At 39.8% G+C, this 19565-nt stretch carries 25 protein-coding genes and 2 pseudogenes; 20 read left to right on the forward strand and 7 right to left on the reverse strand.

Annotated features, from left to right (window positions below; genetic code table 11):
- Positions 1-139: 139 nt before the first annotated feature.
- A pseudogene (locus V7K44_RS02440) lies at positions 140-340 on the forward strand (Uma2 family endonuclease); the annotation flags it as partial.
- 59 nt (positions 341-399) lie between these two features.
- Here the strand turns inward: V7K44_RS02440 and V7K44_RS02445 are convergent.
- The 4 genes and pseudogenes from V7K44_RS02445 to V7K44_RS02460 form a co-directional block, all read right to left on the reverse strand.
- Entirely contained in the window at positions 400-864 is a 465-nt protein-coding gene (locus V7K44_RS02445; protein WP_334928295.1) for an SMI1/KNR4 family protein, read from the reverse strand.
- Between the two features lie 122 nt (positions 865-986).
- Positions 987-1262, reverse strand: a complete 276-nt coding sequence (locus V7K44_RS02450) for a DUF5615 family PIN-like protein (RefSeq protein WP_334928297.1) — start codon at positions 1260-1262, stop codon at positions 987-989.
- Positions 1259-1543, reverse strand: coding sequence for a DUF433 domain-containing protein (locus V7K44_RS02455; RefSeq protein ID WP_334928299.1), 285 nt, complete (start codon positions 1541-1543; stop codon positions 1259-1261). Before V7K44_RS02455 ends, V7K44_RS02450 begins: the two co-directional genes overlap by 4 nt.
- Positions 1544-1628: 85 nt before the next feature.
- Positions 1629-2972: pseudogene (locus tag V7K44_RS02460) on the reverse strand (site-specific integrase); the annotation flags it as partial.
- 544 nt (positions 2973-3516) lie between these two features.
- On the opposite strand from V7K44_RS02460, the gene nifK reads away from it, so the two are divergent.
- The 12 genes from nifK (at position 3517) to V7K44_RS02520 (ending at position 12263) form a co-directional block, all read left to right on the forward strand.
- Positions 3517-5052, forward strand: coding sequence for a nitrogenase molybdenum-iron protein subunit beta (gene nifK, locus V7K44_RS02465; RefSeq protein ID WP_334928301.1), 1536 nt, complete (start codon positions 3517-3519; stop codon positions 5050-5052).
- Between the two features lie 145 nt (positions 5053-5197).
- Complete coding sequence (locus V7K44_RS02470) at positions 5198-5551, forward strand: Mo-dependent nitrogenase C-terminal domain-containing protein (protein WP_334928303.1); 354 nt, start codon at positions 5198-5200, stop codon at positions 5549-5551.
- A gap of 113 nt (positions 5552-5664) precedes the next feature.
- A complete protein-coding gene (nifE, locus tag V7K44_RS02475; protein WP_334928305.1) occupies positions 5665-7047 on the forward strand; it encodes a nitrogenase iron-molybdenum cofactor biosynthesis protein NifE in 1383 nt (460 codons plus the stop codon).
- Positions 7047-8384: a nitrogenase iron-molybdenum cofactor biosynthesis protein NifN gene (nifN, locus tag V7K44_RS02480; RefSeq protein ID WP_334928307.1), complete on the forward strand. Its 1338-nt coding sequence runs from the start codon at positions 7047-7049 to the stop codon at positions 8382-8384. The genes nifE and nifN overlap by 1 nt, the downstream gene beginning before the upstream one ends.
- A gap of 186 nt (positions 8385-8570) precedes the next feature.
- Positions 8571-8984, forward strand: coding sequence for a nitrogen fixation protein NifX (nifX, locus tag V7K44_RS02485; protein WP_185580866.1), 414 nt, complete (start codon positions 8571-8573; stop codon positions 8982-8984).
- On the forward strand, positions 8981-9457 hold the full coding sequence (locus V7K44_RS02490; protein WP_334928310.1) for a NifX-associated nitrogen fixation protein: 477 nt from the start codon (positions 8981-8983) through the stop codon (positions 9455-9457). The genes nifX and V7K44_RS02490 overlap by 4 nt, the downstream gene beginning before the upstream one ends.
- Positions 9458-9585: 128 nt before the next feature.
- On the forward strand, positions 9586-9801 hold the full coding sequence (locus V7K44_RS02495; protein ID WP_265270016.1) for a CCE_0567 family metalloprotein: 216 nt from the start codon (positions 9586-9588) through the stop codon (positions 9799-9801).
- Positions 9798-10115 carry a nitrogenase-stabilizing/protective protein NifW gene (nifW, locus tag V7K44_RS02500; RefSeq protein ID WP_334928314.1) on the forward strand — a complete coding sequence of 106 codons (318 nt, stop codon included), beginning with the start codon at positions 9798-9800 and terminating at the stop codon, positions 10113-10115. Before V7K44_RS02495 ends, nifW begins: the two co-directional genes overlap by 4 nt.
- Positions 10116-10125: 10 nt before the next feature.
- Entirely contained in the window at positions 10126-10932 is an 807-nt protein-coding gene (locus tag V7K44_RS02505; RefSeq protein WP_099099962.1) for a HesA/MoeB/ThiF family protein, read from the forward strand.
- A gap of 79 nt (positions 10933-11011) precedes the next feature.
- Complete coding sequence (locus V7K44_RS02510; RefSeq protein WP_094339971.1) at positions 11012-11383, forward strand: HesB/IscA family protein; 372 nt, start codon at positions 11012-11014, stop codon at positions 11381-11383.
- Between the two features lie 215 nt (positions 11384-11598).
- Positions 11599-11898, forward strand: coding sequence for a 2Fe-2S iron-sulfur cluster-binding protein (locus V7K44_RS02515; RefSeq protein WP_069069799.1), 300 nt, complete (start codon positions 11599-11601; stop codon positions 11896-11898).
- 104 nt (positions 11899-12002) lie between these two features.
- Positions 12003-12263, forward strand: coding sequence for a FeoA family protein (locus tag V7K44_RS02520; protein WP_334928316.1), 261 nt, complete (start codon positions 12003-12005; stop codon positions 12261-12263).
- 210 nt (positions 12264-12473) lie between these two features.
- On the opposite strand, the gene V7K44_RS02525 is transcribed toward V7K44_RS02520, so the two are convergent.
- Positions 12474-12683, reverse strand: coding sequence for a TOBE domain-containing protein (locus tag V7K44_RS02525; protein WP_334696543.1), 210 nt, complete (start codon positions 12681-12683; stop codon positions 12474-12476).
- 319 nt (positions 12684-13002) lie between these two features.
- Between V7K44_RS02525 and V7K44_RS02530 the strand changes: the two genes are divergently transcribed.
- From V7K44_RS02530 to V7K44_RS02550, 5 genes are all read left to right on the forward strand, one after another.
- Positions 13003-13884, forward strand: coding sequence for an AAA family ATPase (locus V7K44_RS02530; protein ID WP_334928319.1), 882 nt, complete (start codon positions 13003-13005; stop codon positions 13882-13884).
- A gap of 35 nt (positions 13885-13919) precedes the next feature.
- Positions 13920-15059 carry a homocitrate synthase gene (lysS, locus tag V7K44_RS02535; protein ID WP_334928321.1) on the forward strand — a complete coding sequence of 380 codons (1140 nt, stop codon included), beginning with the start codon at positions 13920-13922 and terminating at the stop codon, positions 15057-15059.
- Between the two features lie 328 nt (positions 15060-15387).
- Positions 15388-15876 (forward strand): ankyrin repeat domain-containing protein, encoded by a 489-nt coding sequence (locus V7K44_RS02540; protein ID WP_334928436.1) that lies wholly within the window; start codon positions 15388-15390, stop codon positions 15874-15876.
- The gene (locus V7K44_RS02545) at positions 15839-17125 is read left to right on the forward strand and encodes a SagB/ThcOx family dehydrogenase (protein ID WP_334928323.1); all 1287 of its coding nucleotides are present in this window, start codon (positions 15839-15841) and stop codon (positions 17123-17125) included. The genes V7K44_RS02540 and V7K44_RS02545 overlap by 38 nt, the downstream gene beginning before the upstream one ends.
- Positions 17126-17143: 18 nt before the next feature.
- Positions 17144-17518, forward strand: a complete 375-nt coding sequence (locus tag V7K44_RS02550) for a hypothetical protein (protein WP_292842932.1) — start codon at positions 17144-17146, stop codon at positions 17516-17518.
- Positions 17519-17537: 19 nt separating this feature from the next.
- Here the strand turns inward: V7K44_RS02550 and V7K44_RS02555 are convergent, their stop codons facing one another.
- Positions 17538-18008, reverse strand: coding sequence for a hydrogenase maturation protease (locus V7K44_RS02555; RefSeq protein WP_334928328.1), 471 nt, complete (start codon positions 18006-18008; stop codon positions 17538-17540).
- A gap of 3 nt (positions 18009-18011) precedes the next feature.
- Between V7K44_RS02555 and V7K44_RS02560 the strand changes: the two genes are divergently transcribed.
- Both V7K44_RS02560 and V7K44_RS02565 read left to right on the forward strand, forming a co-directional pair.
- Complete coding sequence (locus tag V7K44_RS02560; RefSeq protein ID WP_334928330.1) at positions 18012-18395, forward strand: DUF2281 domain-containing protein; 384 nt, start codon at positions 18012-18014, stop codon at positions 18393-18395.
- Positions 18395-18799 carry a type II toxin-antitoxin system VapC family toxin gene (locus tag V7K44_RS02565; RefSeq protein WP_334928332.1) on the forward strand — a complete coding sequence of 135 codons (405 nt, stop codon included), beginning with the start codon at positions 18395-18397 and terminating at the stop codon, positions 18797-18799. Before V7K44_RS02560 ends, V7K44_RS02565 begins: the two co-directional genes overlap by 1 nt.
- 106 nt (positions 18800-18905) lie before the next feature.
- On the opposite strand, the gene V7K44_RS02570 is transcribed toward V7K44_RS02565, so the two are convergent.
- Complete coding sequence (locus V7K44_RS02570) at positions 18906-19328, reverse strand: hypothetical protein (RefSeq protein ID WP_334928334.1); 423 nt, start codon at positions 19326-19328, stop codon at positions 18906-18908.
- Positions 19329-19565 lie beyond the last annotated feature (237 nt).

Raw genomic sequence — 19565 nt, forward strand, 5'->3', positions numbered from 1 at the left:
ATGATTACTCACAAACAGGCTTTTTATATGGTAGACATCTCCAGAAATTAAATATGCTTTATCCAGAATCCTTGTAGAGACGTAGCAGTGCTACCTACGTCTCTACATTCATTTTCACTTTTATGTCTAATAGGTTTAATTTCAGATGTATCGATCAATTCCAAGTTTTAGCGAATATTTATTAGTCGAGCAAGATGAACCTTTTGTGGAACGCTACAGTAAACAAGCTGAAGGTTGGTTGCTCAGTGATTTTAGCAGCTTAAAGGTATCTATTTCTTTAGATTCAGTTGCGATCGCATTATCGATGGCAGAAATTTATCGCGGCGTTGTTTTTGAGTAAATCACCTTCGTGACGATGTATGCTTTGGGAGGGGTGCGATCGCAATCAGCAATACAGGGTTAACTTCTGCTTCTCAACTCCTCAACCAACTCTTGTACCATGCTAGTCAAACTAGGATAGTTTGGCTCTCTTTCAACCACTTCTTCAGGAATATCGTTGCAATAAATTGGAGCAGTTTGACATTTTTCCTGCGTTCCCACAAAAAAGTATCCACCATCCTCGACCATAAAAAGGGGAAACAAATGAAAAGAACCTTTCCAATCTTGAGCAATACTAATTGCTTCTTCCAATGAGAAGAATCTGGCAAGATCCCAAGCATCGGGGTGAGGAAGAAAAGGATTTACACCACCGTTTTTCCATTGATAAAGTTCATAAATTTCTTCTGGTAAATAAAAGGGAAGTTCTTTAGCTTTTGCCTCAATTGCATCACGGCTCAATCCTCGGTTCATTGCAGCAGGATGATTTGGCATATATTGCTGCACCCAATTACCAACAAACTCAAGAGCTTCAGTTAAAACGGACATATGTTTTTACGTATATTAACTATATTTATATATCTTCAGCGTAATTACTAAGAAACACCAATTGATTTATCATCTCTTCGCCTGACTTAGCTGCCATCAGCTTGAATACTCTTCGCATTTGTTCACCAATCGAGTAATCTTGCGATGAAATTATAATCCCTGCATGACTTCCTTCGTTTCTTTTGTATGTGGATGCTGTGCAACTGGCAAAAATCACCAACATTGAATGTGTATAAAACTCTTTGCAGTTCAGTTGCTAAAGTCAGTTGTTCCTTATCGCTAGAACTAATCGTTTCAACTTCACCAACACTTGTAACATTTACTCCCCTTGCTCTCAATGCTTTGATAAATCCCTGATCCATTGAGTCTTCATCAATAAATAATCGAATTTGACTCATATTGCTTGCCCCATTTCTGTAGCTAATCGCTTATAATCTGCTTTTTCAGCAGAAATATATGCCTCAATTTCCTCTCGATTAGCGTGATAATAAGTTAGAACGGCATAGACTTGTGTAAGATTTACATTACCCATACGTTCAGCAATTTCTTCTGCATTCAGCCCAAGTTTGTACCAAGCTGTAATGCGTTGAACAGAAACTCTAGTACCAGCAATGCGAGGACGACCGCCTAGAGTTTCAGGTGACTTAACAATCAGTGTTCCAATGTCAGTAGCCGACATAAATATCTTAATGGGTTTATTTGGATGATTTTTCACCTATAAATCATAGCAAATTCTCTAAATTTAATAGAATTTATCAGTAAATTTAATTGTGTTTATAAACCATTTCCATTCTCAACTTCTCAATCTCTAATCTCAACTTGTCATTCTCCATCCTCAACTTAGCATTCTCCTCTCTAATCAACTCAACTTCATTCCTCTTACTCAACGCCTGATTAATCGCCAACTTCCGCATATCTAGCGAAAACCAACGCTGATAAGTTTGCGTATGAACTTGCACGCTATGCCCTAAATTATCCGCCGCCGCTTTAATTGGTATTCCCAAAATATGCGCCCGAATTGCCCAAGCGTGACGTAAATCATAAGGTTTAAAATCTAATCCTATCTTGCGAAACCACCAACTAACTCGCTGTGTTAACGCCGTTATCTCAGCATGATTTGTGTTATCTTTTTTAGCGATCGCACTCCCCAACATCTCCAAATATTTAGGATTTCTCAAATCAAACTCCTCAATCCATTGTCTATGTAATGGTAATGCTTCTCTCTCACCAGTCTTACAATCTTTATCAACTTTCCAGGTTAAATCTGTATTTTCTTGACTCAACCACCAATCAAGATCGGGATTAATAAAAAGTTCCCGTGGACGTAAACCAAAAACTGCTAACATTCCATACGTCCAACGCCAAAGTTGCCAACTATCTTGAACATTTTGATTAACTTGATTTCCTCTGTTATGCAAATAATCTTCAAACTTGATAATTCCATCAGCTATTTCCGTATCTGTAGGGATAGTGCGGGAACTATTCTCAGGCATTTTGGAATATTTAGATAAATCGATTTCGATTTTAAATGTCATACAGAATGCCGATATAGCTCTAGCTGCATTATATTTAGCCCATTCCTTATCTATTTGTTCAATTGAACTTATCAAATTTTCAGCGATCGCTAAATCTTGGTGATTAGTAAATCGTTTAGTTCGGGAAAAGTAATAAAAAAAAGTATGCTCGCTTTTGGTAGTTCGTTTATGAGTCTTAAAATACTCTTCTTCAAATTGTTCGAGTAATTCTCCTATAGTTTTAAATTCTTTCTTAATTGCCTCATTACCTAAATATTTATCATTCCATTCAAAAGTTTTCCGAGCAATTAACTTCCCTAATTCATAGGCTTCTTCCTCAGCCGTCTTGAGTCCATCCAAGTTAGAAGGAATATTCAAACTGATATTGTATTGTTTTCTCCCAATACCATTACTATCTTTGTCTCCCGGTTTAATTGGTAACGTCGCCCGTAATTGCAGACTTCCATTCGATTCTCTAATAGTCACCTTTGCCTTTGCAGACTTCAAACGCAGATTAACCTTCTCTAATTCTAGTAGTACTTTCGTTCTCATGTGTTCTTTTTGCTGCTGTGCTTGCAGAGATGAGCAAAAAAATGGGCGATTGTTTAATCGCCTTGGCTCAGGACAACATTTAAATGATGCGTGAGTCCTGAGCCGAATTATGCTGTCTTTTTAGCCTATATTTAGCCTAAAAATAAATGTGTTATTAGCGAACAATGCTTATCGCTGACACTGTTTACTGCAAACATTAGACAGTTGAAAATAATTAAACCACTAAAAGGATTACTCCGGCCCTTATCACGGTTATGACGGCTTCGCCATCTTCGCACGTGACATGGACTTGGCACTCAACAGCCCAACCTGGGGATTAATTGGCGCTCCTTGGAATGAAAAAGCTCAGGCTAAGAAGGCTGAAGCTAAGGCTAAGGCTGCCGTTTAGGGAAATGGGAGAGTGAGATAAGTAAGGATAACCTGGGGCTAAAACCCCAGGGGGGAGTTGGGAATACAAAATTCAAAATTGAAAGATTAAAAATTCGTTTTGATTTTTGCATTTTGAATTTTGAATCATATTCCTACTCCCGCCTTAAATCTTCATTCCTCAATCAGTAAAGAATTCAGTAACCTTGGAGATCCAGAAATGCCTCAGAATCCAGAAAAAATTCAAGATCACGTCGAGTTATTCCACCAACCTGAGTACCAACAGCTATTTGAAAACAAAAAGCAGTTTGAAAACGGTCACGAAGCCGAAGAAGTAACACGGGTTGCAGAGTGGACAAAAGGTTGGGATTATCGTGAAAAGAACTTCGCTCGTGAAGCTTTAACCGTTAACCCTGCTAAAGGTTGTCAACCATTAGGAGCAATCTTTGCTGCTGTTGGTTTTGAAGGTACCCTACCTTTCGTTCAAGGTTCTCAAGGTTGCGTTGCTTACTTCCGCACCCACTTAACCCGTCACTACAAAGAACCATTCTCTGGTGTATCTTCTTCAATGACTGAAGATGCAGCCGTGTTTGGTGGTCTGCAAAACATGATCGACGGGTTGGCGAACTCTTACCAACTCTACAAGCCTAAGATGATCGCTGTCTGCACCACCTGTATGGCAGAAGTAATTGGTGATGACTTACAGTCTTTCATCAACAACGCCAAGGAAGCTGGTTCAGTTCCTCAAGATTTCCCAGTACCTTACGCTCACACCCCTAGCTTTGTTGGCTCCCACATCACTGGTTACGACAACATGATGAAGGGAATTCTTTCTAACCTGACCGCAGGTCATAAGAAAGAAACCAGCAATGGTAAAATCAACTTCATCCCAGGTTTTGACACCTACGTAGGCAACAACCGCGAAATCAAGCGGATTGCTTCGCTGTTCGGCTTTGACTACACAATTCTAGCCGACAACAGCGACTACCTAGATTCACCAAACACAGGTGAATTCAATATGTACCCAGGTGGTACAAAGCTAGAAGATGCAGAAGATTCAATTAATGGGAAAGCTACGATCGCTCTGCAAGCACACTCTACTCTCAAAACCCGCGAGTACATCGAAAAGGAATGGAAGCAACCAACTTCAGTTTCCCGTCCTTGGGGCATTAAGGGTACTGATGAGTTCTTGATGAAACTCAGCGAATTGAGTGGTATCCCCATTCCCGAACAATTGGAAATTGAACGTGGTCAGGCAGTTGATGCCATGACTGACTCCCACTCATGGATTCACGGCAAGCGCTTCGCTATCTACGGCGAACCAGATTTAGTATACAGCGTAGTTGGCTTTATGCTAGAAATGGGTGCTGAACCTGTGCATATCTTGGTTCACAACACCAACGACGTATTTGAAGCAGAAATGAAAGAACTGCTTGCTTCTAGCCCCTTCGGTCAACATGCAACTGTTTGGGGTGGTAAGGATTTGTGGCACATGCGTTCATTGTTGTTCACCGAACCAGTAGACTTCTTAGTTGGTAACACCTACGGTAAGTACCTGTGGCGCGACACCAAGATTCCCCTCGTGAGAATCGGCTACCCCATCATGGATCGCCACCACCTACACCGCTACGCCACCATTGGTTATCAAGGTATAATCAACCTCCTCAACTGGACTGTAAACACCCTGTTTGAAGAAATCGATCGCAACACCAACATTCCTTCTAAGACAGATATTTCCTACGACTTGATTCGTTAGAAATTGCGTAGAAACACAACGTGTTAATTAAAGGGTAAAGAAGGGGAGTAGGGAATAGGGAGTAGGGAAATATCCAAACCCAATCCCCAATTCCCAATCCCCAACTCCCCTTTTTCTTGATAGCATTTACCCAAGGGATTTATACATGGAAACCATCAATCACACTCACGAACACACTCACACTCACACTCATCCTCATCCTAATTACCATCCACCTAATCAGAAAAAACCAGGTTGGTTCCACAATCTTCTTAATCCGTTGCGCCTTGTAGTAGATGGAATTCAGGTTAAAAATAATCGCATCGCTCATCTAATTTGCCAAACAATTCCTTGTTGTTGTCCCTTTGAGCGACAAATTAAATTATTTGGGAAGTGTATTGATATCCCACCACTATGTAAACTCAATCCTTTATATGACGAATTTGTAGGATTGCGTTTTCGCGCTCTATCTTACCTTGCTGATGTATGTGGAGAGGATGTCACTAAATACATTTGTTAGTCATTGGTCATTAGTCATTAGTCATTGGTCATTAGTTGTTAGTTGTTAGTTATTCAAAGGACAAATGACAAAGAACAAATGACAAAGGACAATTAACAATTAAGAGAAGAGAGATGAAAAGCACCCAAGGCAAAATCAACGAGCTGCTGACTGAGACAGGATGCGAACATAATCAGCACAAACAAGCCGAAAAGAAAAACAAATCATGCGCTCAACAGGCACAACCTGGCGCGGCTCAAGGGGGCTGTGCCTTTGATGGTGCAATGATTGCTTTAGTGCCGATCGCAGATGCAGCGCATCTAGTCCACGGGCCGATCGCCTGTGCTGGTAATTCCTGGGGCAGTCGTGGTAGTCTGTCGTCTGGCCCTCAACTCTACAAAATGGGCTTTACCACTGACTTGGGTGAAAATGATGTCATCTTCGGTGGCGAAAAGAAACTCTACAAAGCGATTCTGGAACTCAAAGAGCGCTACCAACCAGCAGCAGTATTCGTCTACGCCACTTGCGTTACAGCCTTAATTGGCGATGATATGGATGCTGTCTGCAAAGCTGCGGCTGAAAAAATTGGTATTCCTGTTGTTCCCGTCATTGCTCCAGGATTCATTGGCAGTAAAAATCTGGGCAACCGTTTCGGTGGTGAAGCTTTATTAGAATATGTTGTCGGAACAGCAGAACCAGAACATACAACGCCCTATGATATTAACTTAATCGGTGAATACAATATCGCCGGGGAAATGTGGGGAGTAACACCACTGCTAGAAAAATTAGGCATCCGTATTCTGTCTAAAATTACGGGCGATGCTCGCTACGATGAAATTCGCTACGCCCACCGCGCCAAGCTCAACGTCATGATCTGCTCACGAGCGCTGCTCAATATGGCGAGAAAGATGGAGGAGCGTTACAACATCCCCTACATTGAAGAGTCTTTCTACGGCATCGATGATATGAATCGTTGTCTGCGAAATATCGCTGCTAAATTAGGCGACGCTGATTTACAGGAGCGGACAGAAAAGCTAATTGCAGATGAAACGGCTGCTTTAGATTTAGCATTGGCTCCTTATCGCGCTCGACTCAAAGGTAAGCGAGTTGTTTTGTATACAGGTGGTGTCAAGAGTTGGTCGATTATTTCGGCTGCTAGAGACTTAGGCATTGAAGTTGTTGCTACTAGTACTCGGAAAAGTACTGAGGAAGATAAAGCCAAAATCAAGAAGTTGATTGGCAACGATGGCATCATGCTGGAGAAAGGCAACGCTCAAGAATTGCTACAACTGGTTAAAGACACTCGCGCAGATATGCTGATTGCTGGTGGACGTAACCAATACACCGCTTTGAAAGCTCGAATTCCTTTCCTTGATATCAACCAAGAACGCCACCATCCTTATGCAGGTTATGTAGGAATGATTGAGATGGCGCGGGAATTGTACGAAGCTCTGTATAGCCCAATTTGGGAACAAATACGCAAACCCGCTCCTTGGGAAGAAGAGGAGGAAGTTTAATGGCGATCGTTACCGCTTCTAACAAAGCACTGACAGTTAATCCCCTCAAGCAAAGTCAAGCTTTGGGCGCAACCTTAGCCTTTTTGGGATTGAAAGGGACGATGCCCTTATTCCACGGTTCTCAAGGTTGTACTGCTTTCGCTAAAGTTGTCCTCGTGCGGCATTTTCGGGAAGCCATTCCCCTAGCTACTACAGCAATGACAGAAGTCACTACAATCTTGGGTGGTGAAGAGAATGTGGAGCAAGCAATTCTCACTCTGGTGGAAAAGGCTAACCCGGAAATTATTGGTTTATGTAGTACTGGGTTAACGGAAACTAGAGGCGATGATATTGAAGGGTTTCTTAAGGAAATCCGCGATCGCCATCCCGAATTGAATGATTTAGCGATCGTTTTTGCACCAACTCCAGATTTTAAAGGTGCGTTGCAAGATGGTTTTGCTGTTGCTGTAGAAAGCATCGTTAAGGAAATTCCTCGCGCAGGTGGACTCAGAACTGAACAAGTCACGATTTTGGCGGGTTCTGCTTTCACACCTGGGGATGTACAGGAAATCAAAGAGATAGTCACATCCTTCGGATTAGTGCCGATCTTTGTACCTGACCTTGGCGCTTCTCTAGATGGACATTTAGAGGATAGTTATAGTGCGGTTACAGTCAGTGGGACTACCTTAAAACAGCTACGAGAAGTAGGTAGTTCTGCCTTTACCCTGGCATTAGGTGAAAGTATGCGGGGGGCTGCCAAGATTCTCGAAGAACGCTTTGGCACACCTTATGAGGTGTTTGGCGAACTGACTGGATTAGAACCAGTAGATGAGTTTATCCAAGCATTAGCGTTTCTGAGCGGTAACAGCGTACCCGAAAAATACCGCCGCCAACGCCGTCAGTTGCAAGATGCGATGTTGGACACTCACTTTTACTTCGGTGCAAAACGAGTTTCCTTAGCACTGGAACCAGACTTGTTGTGGTCAACAGTGCATTTTCTGCAATCGATGGGAGCGCAAATTCATGCTGTGGTGACAACCACGCGATCGCACCTTTTAGAAAAACTCCCAGTTAAAAGCATCACCATCGGCGACTTAGAAGACTTTGAGAGTTTAGCGGGTGGTTCTGATTTGCTGATTGGTAACTCGAATGTGGGTGCGATCGCTAAACGGCTCTCGATTCCTCTTTATCGTCTAGGATTGCCTATTTATGACCGCTTAGGTAATGGTCAATTTACCAAAGTTGGCTATCGAGGCACAATGGAGCTTTTATTTGGCATCGGCAACCTGTTTTTAGAGGCAGAAGAAGCGAGAGTTAAGCAGTTCCAAGAGTTCGGAACTGTGAGCGCTGAGTTTTGAATTCACACTTGAAATTCAAAACAGTTCAGTTAAGAATTGATCCTCCCTAACCCTCCTTAAAAAGGAGGGAATAGAGCAAATCTTAAATTAGCCCCCCTTTTTAAGGGGGGTTGGGGGGATCTTCCGAGGCTAAATATCACTAACTGAACCGTATTGCTTCAAAATTCAAAACTGAGGAGAATTACAATGAAAATAGCCTTCACGACGAGTGACCGAGTTCATATTAATGCCCACTTCGGATGGGCAAAAATGATTGATGTTTACGAAATTTCCGATGAGGGATATCACTTCGTAGAAACCCTCACCTTTGAAGGTGAACTCAAGGAAGATGGAAATGAAGACAAAATCACCCCAAAACTTGAGTCAATAGGCGACTGTACGATTATTTACGTAACAGCAATTGGTGGTAGCGCCGCCGCTCGGTTAATCAAGAAAGGTGTCACCCCAGTGAAGGCGCGATCGGAAGAAGAAGAAATTAGTGAAGTGCTAAATAAGCTAGTGAAAACCCTCAAAGGTAATCCTCCACCTTGGTTGCGTAAAGCTTTACAGCCAAAAACCACAAACTTTGCTGATGAAATTGAAGACGAAGCAACAGTATGACCACAAATAATAGTGTTAACGGAACTGCTACAACTGAAGTCTTGAACTCACCTTTCCTTAAGGTATTAATCAAACAAATTCGTGGTCAAGACAGTTATGGAGTTTATCGTACTTGGTCGGATGAGTTAATTCTCAAACCCTTTATTGTCACCAAACAAAAGAAACGGGAAATCTCCGTTGAGGGTGAAGTCGATCCGATCACACAAGCACGAATTATGGCATTTTTTCGGGCTGTAGCGGCTGGAATTGAACAAGAAACAGGCTTGATATCTCAGGTTGTAGTTGATTTGAGCCATGAAGGATTTGGCTGGGCGCTAGTTTTTTCTGGTCGTCTCTTGCTAGCTGTAAAAACCTTGCGAGATGCTCAACGCTTTGGTTTTGACTCAGTAGAGAAATTAGCAGAAGAGGGAGAAAACTACGTCAAAAAAGGTCTTGATTTGGCGAAACGTTTTCCTGAAGTTGGCAAAATTTAAAGAGTGAGGAGTTAGGAGTGAGGAGTTGAATTAACTATTAACTGATAATTCATGATTTACAGTTACTGATTTATAACTCATAACTCATAACTTATAACTCCTAACTTTTAGAAAAGGAGTGGCTGATTGTGCAAGCAGAAGAAACGAGTATTGAGGAACTACAAGGACAAATCAGACGGCTCAACAGCAAAGCAGGTCAAATGAAAATGGATCTGCATGATTTAGCCGAAGGCCTGCCAACAGATTACAAACAACTAATGGATGTTGCCGCCGCAACTTATGAAATCTATCGCCAGTTAGATGAACTTAAGCAACATCTGAAACAATTGGAGAATGCTAAATGACTGGAACACTTGATGAATTCAAGAAGCTCGTAGATGCAGAAGAATTTTTTCAATTCTTTAATATGTCCTACGACTTAGAAGTTGTGAATGTGCATCGTCTACATATTCTGAAAAAGTTTTCTCAACATATGCAGGAAATTGATGATAATTCTCCTGACTTGAGTCAAGAAGAGAAATTAAATCAATATTCATTGGCTTTGCAAAAAGCTTATCAGTTATTTACCGAATCGACAGCTTACGAACAAAAGCTGTTCAAAGTGTTTAACGACAAGCCGAAAAATGTAGTCACACTGACAGAAATCACTTCTGATTAGGAGGTATAAATTGGTTAACCTAACGCCTACCGAATTAGAACGCTATCGTCGCCAAATGATGCTTCCGAATTTTGGCGAAACAGCACAGAAACGCCTGAAGTCAGCGACGGTTTTGGTTACAGGTGTGGGGGGATTAGGCGGTACGGCGGCGCTTTACTTAGCAGTAGCGGGCGTTGGGCGGCTAATTCTAGTCCGGGGTGGTGATTTGCGGCAAGATGATATGAATCGTCAGGTTCTCATGACTGATGATTGGGTAGGTAAGCCAAGGGTATTCAAAGCTAAAGAAACTCTGGATGCGATTAATCCTGATGTCCAAGTGGAAGCTGTTCATGATTACATCACCCCGGAAAATGTAGATTCGTTAGTGCAATCTGCTGATATGGCTCTTGATTGCGCCCACAATTTTACAGAGCGCAATTTGTTAAATGAAGCCTGTGTGCGATCGCGTAAGCCAATGGTAGAAGCCGCAATGAATGGAATGGAGGCTTACCTGACAACGATTATTCCTGGTGTGACTCCTTGTTTATCTTGTCTATTTCCAGAAAAGCCTGATTGGGATCAGCGCGGCTTTTCAGTTATAGGCGCTGTTTCTGGGACACTAGCTTGTTTAACGGCTTTGGAAGCCATCAAGTTGATCACCGGGTTTAGTCAGCCTCTATTGTCGCAATTGCTGACAATCGACCTAAATCGGATGGAATTTGCTAAACGCCGTTCTCACCGCGATCGCTCTTGTCCAGTATGCGGCAATAGTGCGCCTTGGAGACACGCGCAATCCAATTCGATGGAACCCACAGGTATTACACAGAATAGTCATTAGCAAAAGACAAATGACAACTGACAAATGACAACCCACACCTGAAATCAGAACAACTAATCGCTACAAATCAGGAGACTTCATGGCCGTTATTTTATCAGAAAAAGCAGAATTTCATCTGCGGGCATTCCTCAAAGGTTCGGCACCCGACGCTAATGGCGCAACTAAAGGTGTTCGCATCTCGGTAAAAGATGGTGGTTGCAGTGGCTATGAATATGCGATCGATATCACCAGCAAACCCCAACCAGATGATTTGGTAAGTCATCAAGGCAAAGTGGTAGTTTACGTTGATGCCAAAAGTGCGCCGTTATTAGACGGAGTTATCGTTGACTTCGTTGAGGGAGTGATGGAAAGCGGTTTTAAATTCATCAACCCCAATGCAACTGATACCTGCGGTTGTGGAAAGTCCTTCAAAACAGACGATGGTACGCCTACTGGTGTACCTTGCAGCTAACATCATTCCGTTAGCGCTAAGTCAATTTTAGAAGCACTCCGCAGAATTTCAATGCTCTTGAGGTAGCTTCTAATTCGCATTGCATCCCTTACCCCTATAAAGAAGCTAACTAAACTTAGCATCTCTGTAAGAAGAAGGGAAGCAAAAAGTAGGATAGGTTGCTCAAATACTTCAGAAATTACACCAACTGTATAACGTTTGAGGAGAATCGAAAAATGGCTTCCTATCAAGTTAGATTAATCAACAAAAAAGAAGACATCGACACCACAATTGAAGTTGACGAAGAGACCACCATCTTAGAAGCAGCAGAAGAAAATGGTATTGAGTTGCCCTTTTCATGTCATGCAGGTTCCTGTTCTAGCTGTGTTGGTAAAGTTGTCGAAGGTGAAGTTAATCAAGACGATCAAAACTTTTTAGATGACGATCAGGTTTCTAAAGGATATGCTTTACTTTGTGTAACTTATCCTCGTTCTAATTGCACAATTAAGACACATCAAGAAGCATATCTGGTCTAAGTTACTACTTTGGTTGCTGCCTTTAGCGACCAAATAAAATATGAAGGATGAAGGATGAAAATATACTTCCTTCTTCCTTTCACAATTCCTAATTTATAATTAAAATGTTTACCAGCTTTAGTGTTACTGGTTGCTCATTAGAGTTATTGAGAGCAGGAGAGCAAGGAATCGTCACTTTCTGCAAAATTCAGGATAAAACAATTTTAAAAAAACTTATATCAATAGGAATAATAGAAGGAAAAAATATCACTATAAAACAAGACTTTCCCTCTTTTATTCCCAATATTGATAACAGAGATTTTGTACTAGATTTAAAAAGTGTCCGAGCCATTTATGTTCGCGTTATTGATAATTACATAAGTTAGCATTTATGTATAGCCTTATTTAATTTTTGCTAAAAAAATACCCGATTTTTTAAATAAATCGGGTATCCATGATATTCAATTCTTAAAAATCTAATATAATTGCTGTAATTACACTAAACTAAGCTATTGCACTCTTTTGGTCACTAATATTATATAAATGCAATTTGATATGAAAATAGAGTGGCTTGCAAAAGAAGCCAACTCTATTTTTTAATCAACAGCAACTATCACATCTGATGCTTTAATCACGGCATAAGCCTGTTTACCTTCTGCAAGTCCTAGCTTTTCTGCTGATGATTTTGTGATTATTGACACTAGCTCTACTCCTGGCGCTAGTTCTAAAGTTATCTCAGTATTAACTGAACCATGTACAACTTTTTTGACAGTACCCTTAAGAGAATTACGAGCGCTAATTTCCATGTTTTTAATTCACTAACTTGAACTCTTTATACCTTAGTTAAGTTAGCAAGTTTTGATTTTAAAACTAGCTATATTTAAGATATCTTAATAATTTTGAAATAATTCTCATTTACTTAACGGTGGTATTTCTGCTTTACGAGCATTACAAAAATTGGCAGAGCGGTCATTTACTGAAAAAAGCAAGATAAAAAATTTAAAAAAACTAACTATTGATGGATATTATCATTCATTTAACACAGCTATTTTAATTATGTACAAATACTGGGGCTGTAAAACATTTATGTACTTATAATAACTAGACTAAAAAGAGGTTTATATTGTGCAGCATCAAGTTAATACAACAAGGCCAAATCTATTTTTTGAACATTTAAGTCCAGTTGTAGGTGTAGGATTTCCTGTTCCTAAAGACTGGTTGCCAATAACAAGTTTTCCCTTACTTATTCTAGTAGGTATGACTGGCGTGGGAAAAAGCACAATCACAAAAGCTTTGGCTGAAGAAGGCTTGGATTTTACACTTTTACCTAATCGTCGTGTTTTAACCGAACGTGTGATAATTGCACCAATGTTAAAAATGCAAGAGAAACTCGTGCAACCACATTGCCGGATTAAACGTTTAACTTATACTCGCCTTTATCGAGAATACTTTCCTGGTGGAATGGGTCACATTTTAGCTTCTCTACACATCAATCCAGAAGAAGTCAACTCTATGTTAGTTTTCGATAGTTTGCGTGGTGAAAATGAGGTTCGCTATGCAGCTACAGCTTTAAAAAATGCCAAATTTGTAATGTTGACCGCACCAAATACGGTGCGTTTAGAAAGGCTTATAAAACGTCATGATTCTTTTGATCGAATTGCTCATCAAGAATTAGACGATCGTATGCAAATTATCCCAGAAGTACTGAGCAATTTTGCTAGTTTGGGCGTACCAGAGGCTTCTGCTTATTTTACTCCTAAAGAAGAACAACAAATCTTAGAACTTGTAAGCAAACAAGTTATTACAGGTGTAGAATTGCGAGAAAAACTAAAAATATTTGTGGAAGAGAGTCAGAACTATGATTCGGTTCCGACAAAACAGATTTTAGAAGTGATGGATACAAGCGATCGCTCTCTTATAATTGAGACTATAACTAGTCCCCAAGAATCAGCCAAAGCAATTATTTCTCGATTATGCAAATCTGTTAATATAAAAACTAATAAGTGAATATCCTTAGTAAGAATTAGTATAGGGATTGCTCAATGTCGCTATCTGAATTTGCAATTGTAGAAAGTACTCTCCGTGAAGGTGAACAATTCGTCAAAGCCAATTTCTCTTCAGATGATAAAGTCGAAATCGCTGAGGCCCTTGCTGCATTTGGAGTGGAATATATAGAGTTAACGTCACCAATCGCTTCACCTCAATCTAGACAAGACTGTAAAAGATTGGCTCGGTTAGGCTTGCCATCCAAAATATTAACTCACATTCGCTGTCACTTAGAAGATGCTAAAGTCGCTTTAGCAACAGGCGTCGCTGGGATTAATTTAACTATTGGTAGTTCTTCTTTGATGCGTCAGTTCAGTCATGGTAAAAATATTAATCAAATTATTGATTTAGCATCTGACGTTTTAACTTTTATTCATCAACAAGCCCCCGATATTGAGTTACGGTTTTCGGCTGAGGATTCGTCACGCACTCCCATAGAAGATTTAATTACAATTTATTCTGAGATTGAAAAGTTAGGAGTTGTCAAACGCATAGGAATTGCCGATACAGTAGGAATTATTACGCCAATGCAAGTATTTGAATTAGTGAATACTTTGCGCCAGTTCACTAATTTAGATATTGAGTTTCACGGTCATAATGATACAGAATGTGCAAATGCTAACAGTTATACAGCACTGGAAGCGGGTGCAACTCATATTGATACTTGTGTTCTGGGTATTGGTGAGCGAAATGGTATTACCTCACTAGCTGGATTTATTGCGAGGTTATATGCTACAAATCCAGAGCAGATTAAGTCTAAATATCGCTTGGAAGAACTTGGTTACTTGCATGAATTAGTTGCGAGAAAAGTTGGGATTTCTATTCCTTTTAACCATTGTGTTTTTGGAGAGAGTGCTTTTAGTCATAAAGCTGGCATTCATACTAAAGCTATGCTCAATAACTCTGAGACTTATGAAGCTATTAATCCCCGGAGTTTTGGTGTAACGCGCTCAATTTTAATTAATCATAAATTGGCTGGGAAACAGGCGGTTAATCACCGAGCTAATGAATTAGGACTTTCCTTTAATTTATCGCAGCTTAAAGATATTACCCATAGATTGAAAGCTTTAGCTGATAACCAAAGTCTTACCATCGAAGATGTAGATAATATTTTATATTCTTATCATTGTCAGTAAATTTGAAAATATACGCACTTACTGTCCAAGTGCAGATCCCCGACTTCTTGAAGAAGTCGGGGATCTAAATCCACCTATATCTGCTATTAATCTATCTTATGTAAGAAAACTGTAAAAATTACTGCTTTTCCATTATTTTTCAAGCTTTTTTTAAGAAGAATGTTTTCTGTTCTTTATAAATGATTCATAATTTAAACTTATAAAATTGATAGCATATATGTAAGTTAAAAGGATTTAAATAACATTTTTGCAAAAATGGTGAGCAATGCTCACCATTCTATTTGCCAAGCAAATTTATATTAGTAAAAAAGTTAACTTAGGAGTAATTATGAATCGAACCAACAGTCAAAAATTGAGTGAAGCAACAAGCCAATGGTTAATAGCAAAAGGCTATAGTCCTGGGGATTTGAATCAACCAGGAGAAAATGGCGATACAGCTTTGATGAAAGCTACAAGAGAAGGAGTTTATACAGTCGTCAAAGAACTAATTGATGCTGGTGCGGATATTAATGCTCGAAATAGCGATTGCAACAATGCTTTATGGTTTGCTTGTTTTGGTAATCACTACGATTTAATTAATTTACTCTTGGCTCATAACATTGACATTAATAACCAAAATGATAACGGTGCAACTGTTTTAATGTACGCAGCATCAGCCGGAAAGATAGAAGTTGTCAAGTTACTTTTACAACATCATCCTAATTTATCTTTAAAAAACTTAGACGATTATAAAGCGATAGATTTTGCTAGTAACGTAGAAGTCTTAAGGATAATTAAAAATGCCATCAAGTCAGATATCGGGCAAAGCTTATCATGACGCTACCAAGCATTCTTACTTATCGGTACAACTCGATCCAAATTATGTAGATGCTTCAACACAGCCATCTGCATTTAAAGTTTATCCCAAGTTTTATCGGAGAGTGAAATTAAATCTCAATAATCCTGTTCATTCTTTTATCTCATTAACCAGTGCGATAACACTAGAAAAAGTATATAAAGATAGTCCTTATAAACTGCGAGTAAATCCATCAGCAGGCGCTCTGTATCCTACAGAAGTTTACGTACAGGTTCGCGGGGTTGAGGGAATAGTAGATGGTATTTACCATGTAGAAGTTGAGAATAATTGTCTAACTCTCATCTATGAATTAATTGATGATGGGTTAGAGAATTATATTATACCGGGTAAATGTATCAACGGATTCATCTTTTTAATTAGTTGTGTTTATTATAGGTCTAGCTGGAAATATCAAAATAGAAGCATAAGATATTGCTTATTAGATAGCGGACACCATTTAGGTGCGATCGCAGCTTCAGCTTTTCTCCACAACCGAGATATACAACTAATTTTCGACTTTGATAAATTCGCTCTCAATTCGGATTTGGGATTTGAGAATAAGGAGTTTATCACGGCTTGTGCGGTGTCAGGAGAAGTACAAGACAAAAAAATCAGACACTTAAGGCTGAAAGTTCCTTTTGTCTCTGGTACTGATTATTTTGAATCCAATCAATTTATTGAAGATGCCTATCAAGCAACTGCTCTCGAAAAGAGTCGCCAGCAGAAATTAGAGTATCCTCAATTTGATTTCGATCGGGAGAAATTTTATCAAACAGTTTGGGCTAGACGTTCTATTAGACGTTTCCGGAAAGAGGCTATTTCTGAAGAAGATTATTTATATGTAGTGCAACAACTTCAACAGTCAATACCGACAGAAAACTATGAGGAAATAGAAATTTACTCAGTGGTGCATCGAATAGAGGGAATGACACCTGGGTTATATAGAGGTACACATCTGATTAAAACGGGTAATTTTAGTGAAAAGACAGGTTACTTATGTATTAATCAGGCTATTGCTAGAGATGGCGCTGTAACTTTGTTTTTCGTGTCAGATTATTTAAACTATCAAACTGCTATGCAAATAGCTGGTTTTCTCGGACAAAGACTTTATTTAACTAGTAATTATTTGGGAATTCAATGTAGTGGGATTGGTGCTTATTATGATGATGAAACCCAAGAACTATTAGAAACAAATAAAGATGTACTTTATGGAATGGTGATTGGAATATAAGCAGGAAGCTAAAGAGAGATGGCTAGAAAGATGTATTACTTTAATGGTGATGACTCACATCCTATACAACCGACATCTGCGGATATTATACTGCGGCAACAGCTAGAGGATTCTATTAGCAGATACTTTTATGAAGCGTGCGATCGCACCATTCAAAATCTTCTGTCTGATTGTCGGTGGTATGTCACAACCCACGCCAATGCTCTGACATTGGTAATTGAATGTCCCGATCAAGTTATCAATTGGCGTGTTTTACAAAAAATTGTGCCAATGGGGACATTGCTATATGGAATTGTTAACAGTGCTAAAATCCGTGTTTGTCCGCCAGAAAGTCAAGGTATACCTTTTGAAATGAGGGTAGATGAACTTTCTGTTTATCGAGATTGGGCATAATTAAATTTTGGATTTTGGATTAGTTAATATTCTGTTTGATAAGTGCAGCTACCTCTTCAAAAACTAAATCAGCAGAATGTTTGATGGCAGGACTTAACTCAAGTCCCAAAGCAAGATTTGCCGCCTCAATTAAATAAACTGTGACATCTTCGGGAAAGTCATTGTGAAAGATTTTCCGTCCGGCGGCTAAAGCATTATCCCAACGAAAATCATGCAAGTTATAACTAGGTTCGGGCATTGCTTCCAGTTCTTTTCCTGGAACTTTAAACACAGCACCCGGTTCAGAACCTGTTGAACTTGCATCAATAATTACTAATTGTTTACTACCTCTAGCTTGAAACATTACTTCCATCCCTGCGGTGCCACAGTCATAAACTCGCACATGAGGATGAGGGTTTTCAGCTAGATATTTTTGTAAGCGTTGGGCAATGATTACGCCTACTGCGTCGTCACTGCGATTGAGATTGCCGCAACCGATAATAGTTAGCATTTTTTGTACGCCAATGTCTTCAGCCGTCACCACCGCGATCGCATAAAGTACAATAAGTCAAAGCAATCCTTTCCTTTTGTCAAGCGTATGGATACTTTGACTACAAATAGACAGACATTAATTGAGGCAATTAATGCTCTCCCAGATGAAAAATTAATTGAGCTAGCAAGCTTTGTTGAATATCTTCAATATAAATCGACAAGGCAAAAAGAAGTAAACAATCATGGGTCTTCTTTTCTAATGTCTATTGCAGGATTAGGAGCTTCTGCCGAAACTGATGTCTCAGAACGGGATGAAGTACTTACTCGTATTCGTCAACGAGCAGAGGCATTACCGATGGAATCAGAAAGTCGGGTGCAGACTTGGAAATCAGAAGGACGACTCTGATGGTGATTGATACGATGGTATTTGCTTATGCACTCTTACACGTAGAGGATAGGTATGAACAGGCGATCGCTGCTTTAGAACCTGTAGATCAGATTGTAGTGCCTGATTCGTTGTTTGCCGAGTTGGGCAATGTGATTTGGCAATGGATACAATTTCGGCAACTACCCATGCAAATAGGTTTAGATGCGCTGCAAGATGCTGAGGCATTGGTTGATATAATGATTTCTAGCTCTCAAATTCGGGATGTTGCTCTAAAACTGGCAGTTGAGGCAAGTCATTCGTTCTACGATACATTATTCGTGGCAGCAGCAATTCAATCTGACACTCAAGTACTGACTTACGATCGCAAGCTGGCGGCTAAGTTTAGCGATCGCGTTGTATTACTACAATCAGGTAATTTATGATGGACAGAAGCTTTGTTTGCGACGAATGATATTCGCAAACAAAGCTTTTTGTCTAAAGTCCAAAATATAGACAAAGCCTCTGAAAAACTAAATTATCAGCAGGAAACTAAAACTCTACACCATGTTTCTTGGCGATTTCATTCAGTTTATCATACTGATCTTGTGACACTTTAGTTAATATCTCTTCAGCTTGTTCTTTAGTACTTCCTTCTTTAGGAATTAAATACTTGACATAAAGAGATACAAAATCAGCAGCGATCGCTAAACCGGATAAACTATGTTTGTCTGCTTCTTTGCCTGCGATCGCAGCTACCAAACCAGCTTTAATTGGATCTGGTTTAACTTTCATGAACTGCTCGACCAGTTTAGGAACGTAGTCTTCTGGTGGTAAATTATCTAACTTACTTCTATCAGGAGTAAAGTTACATTCTGCGGCTTGAGCTTGCTCTAAAACACACCATTCTATGTATTCTTGCAATGCTGCATCGGGAACGCGAGGGAGATAATTATGTAGCGCTAAATCAGACACAAGCTTACCGTGTAAATTGCTGTTTTATGCAAATGCATTAACGTAAGCCTAACCCACTATTTCTATAAGTTTTAGTGTGGTACGCTACGAGTTTTGAATATAAGGCATTGGGAATAGGGCATTAGGAATAGGGTATTAGGAATAGGTTATTTTTCCCCATTTCCCCACTTCTCACTCTCCGGTTAAAAAAGTTGGTGGCGCTATGTCTTCTCTACGAGACGCTACGCGTAGCTTGCT

The organism is Nostoc sp., assembly GCF_036917235.1.
Lineage (GTDB): Bacteria > Cyanobacteriota > Cyanobacteriia > Cyanobacteriales > Nostocaceae > Nostoc.

Coding starts and splice junctions, on each gene's coding strand:
- V7K44_RS02525 (WP_334696543.1), bottom strand. CDS start 12,683: ATGGAAATTAGCGCTCGTAATTCTCTTAAGGGTACTGTCAAAAAAGTT.
- V7K44_RS02515 (WP_069069799.1), top strand. CDS start 11,599: ATGGCTTCCTATCAAGTTAGATTAATCAACAAAAAAGAAGACATCGAC.
- V7K44_RS02545 (WP_334928323.1), top strand. CDS start 15,839: ATGCCATCAAGTCAGATATCGGGCAAAGCTTATCATGACGCTACCAAG.
- nifW (WP_334928314.1), top strand. CDS start 9,798: ATGACTGGAACACTTGATGAATTCAAGAAGCTCGTAGATGCAGAAGAA.
- V7K44_RS02450 (WP_334928297.1), bottom strand. CDS start 1,262: ATGAGTCAAATTCGATTATTTATTGATGAAGACTCAATGGATCAGGGA.
- V7K44_RS02520 (WP_334928316.1), top strand. CDS start 12,003: ATGTTTACCAGCTTTAGTGTTACTGGTTGCTCATTAGAGTTATTGAGA.
- V7K44_RS02455 (WP_334928299.1), bottom strand. CDS start 1,543: ATGTCGGCTACTGACATTGGAACACTGATTGTTAAGTCACCTGAAACT.
- nifK (WP_334928301.1), top strand. CDS start 3,517: ATGCCTCAGAATCCAGAAAAAATTCAAGATCACGTCGAGTTATTCCAC.
- nifN (WP_334928307.1), top strand. CDS start 7,047: ATGGCGATCGTTACCGCTTCTAACAAAGCACTGACAGTTAATCCCCTC.
- V7K44_RS02565 (WP_334928332.1), top strand. CDS start 18,395: ATGGTGATTGATACGATGGTATTTGCTTATGCACTCTTACACGTAGAG.
- V7K44_RS02550 (WP_292842932.1), top strand. CDS start 17,144: ATGGCTAGAAAGATGTATTACTTTAATGGTGATGACTCACATCCTATA.
- nifE (WP_334928305.1), top strand. CDS start 5,665: ATGAAAAGCACCCAAGGCAAAATCAACGAGCTGCTGACTGAGACAGGA.
- V7K44_RS02445 (WP_334928295.1), bottom strand. CDS start 864: ATGTCCGTTTTAACTGAAGCTCTTGAGTTTGTTGGTAATTGGGTGCAG.
- lysS (WP_334928321.1), top strand. CDS start 13,920: ATGTCGCTATCTGAATTTGCAATTGTAGAAAGTACTCTCCGTGAAGGT.
- V7K44_RS02470 (WP_334928303.1), top strand. CDS start 5,198: ATGGAAACCATCAATCACACTCACGAACACACTCACACTCACACTCAT.
- V7K44_RS02510 (WP_094339971.1), top strand. CDS start 11,012: ATGGCCGTTATTTTATCAGAAAAAGCAGAATTTCATCTGCGGGCATTC.
- V7K44_RS02540 (WP_334928436.1), top strand. CDS start 15,388: ATGAATCGAACCAACAGTCAAAAATTGAGTGAAGCAACAAGCCAATGG.
- V7K44_RS02555 (WP_334928328.1), bottom strand. CDS start 18,008: ATGCTAACTATTATCGGTTGCGGCAATCTCAATCGCAGTGACGACGCA.
- nifX (WP_185580866.1), top strand. CDS start 8,571: ATGAAAATAGCCTTCACGACGAGTGACCGAGTTCATATTAATGCCCAC.
- V7K44_RS02490 (WP_334928310.1), top strand. CDS start 8,981: ATGACCACAAATAATAGTGTTAACGGAACTGCTACAACTGAAGTCTTG.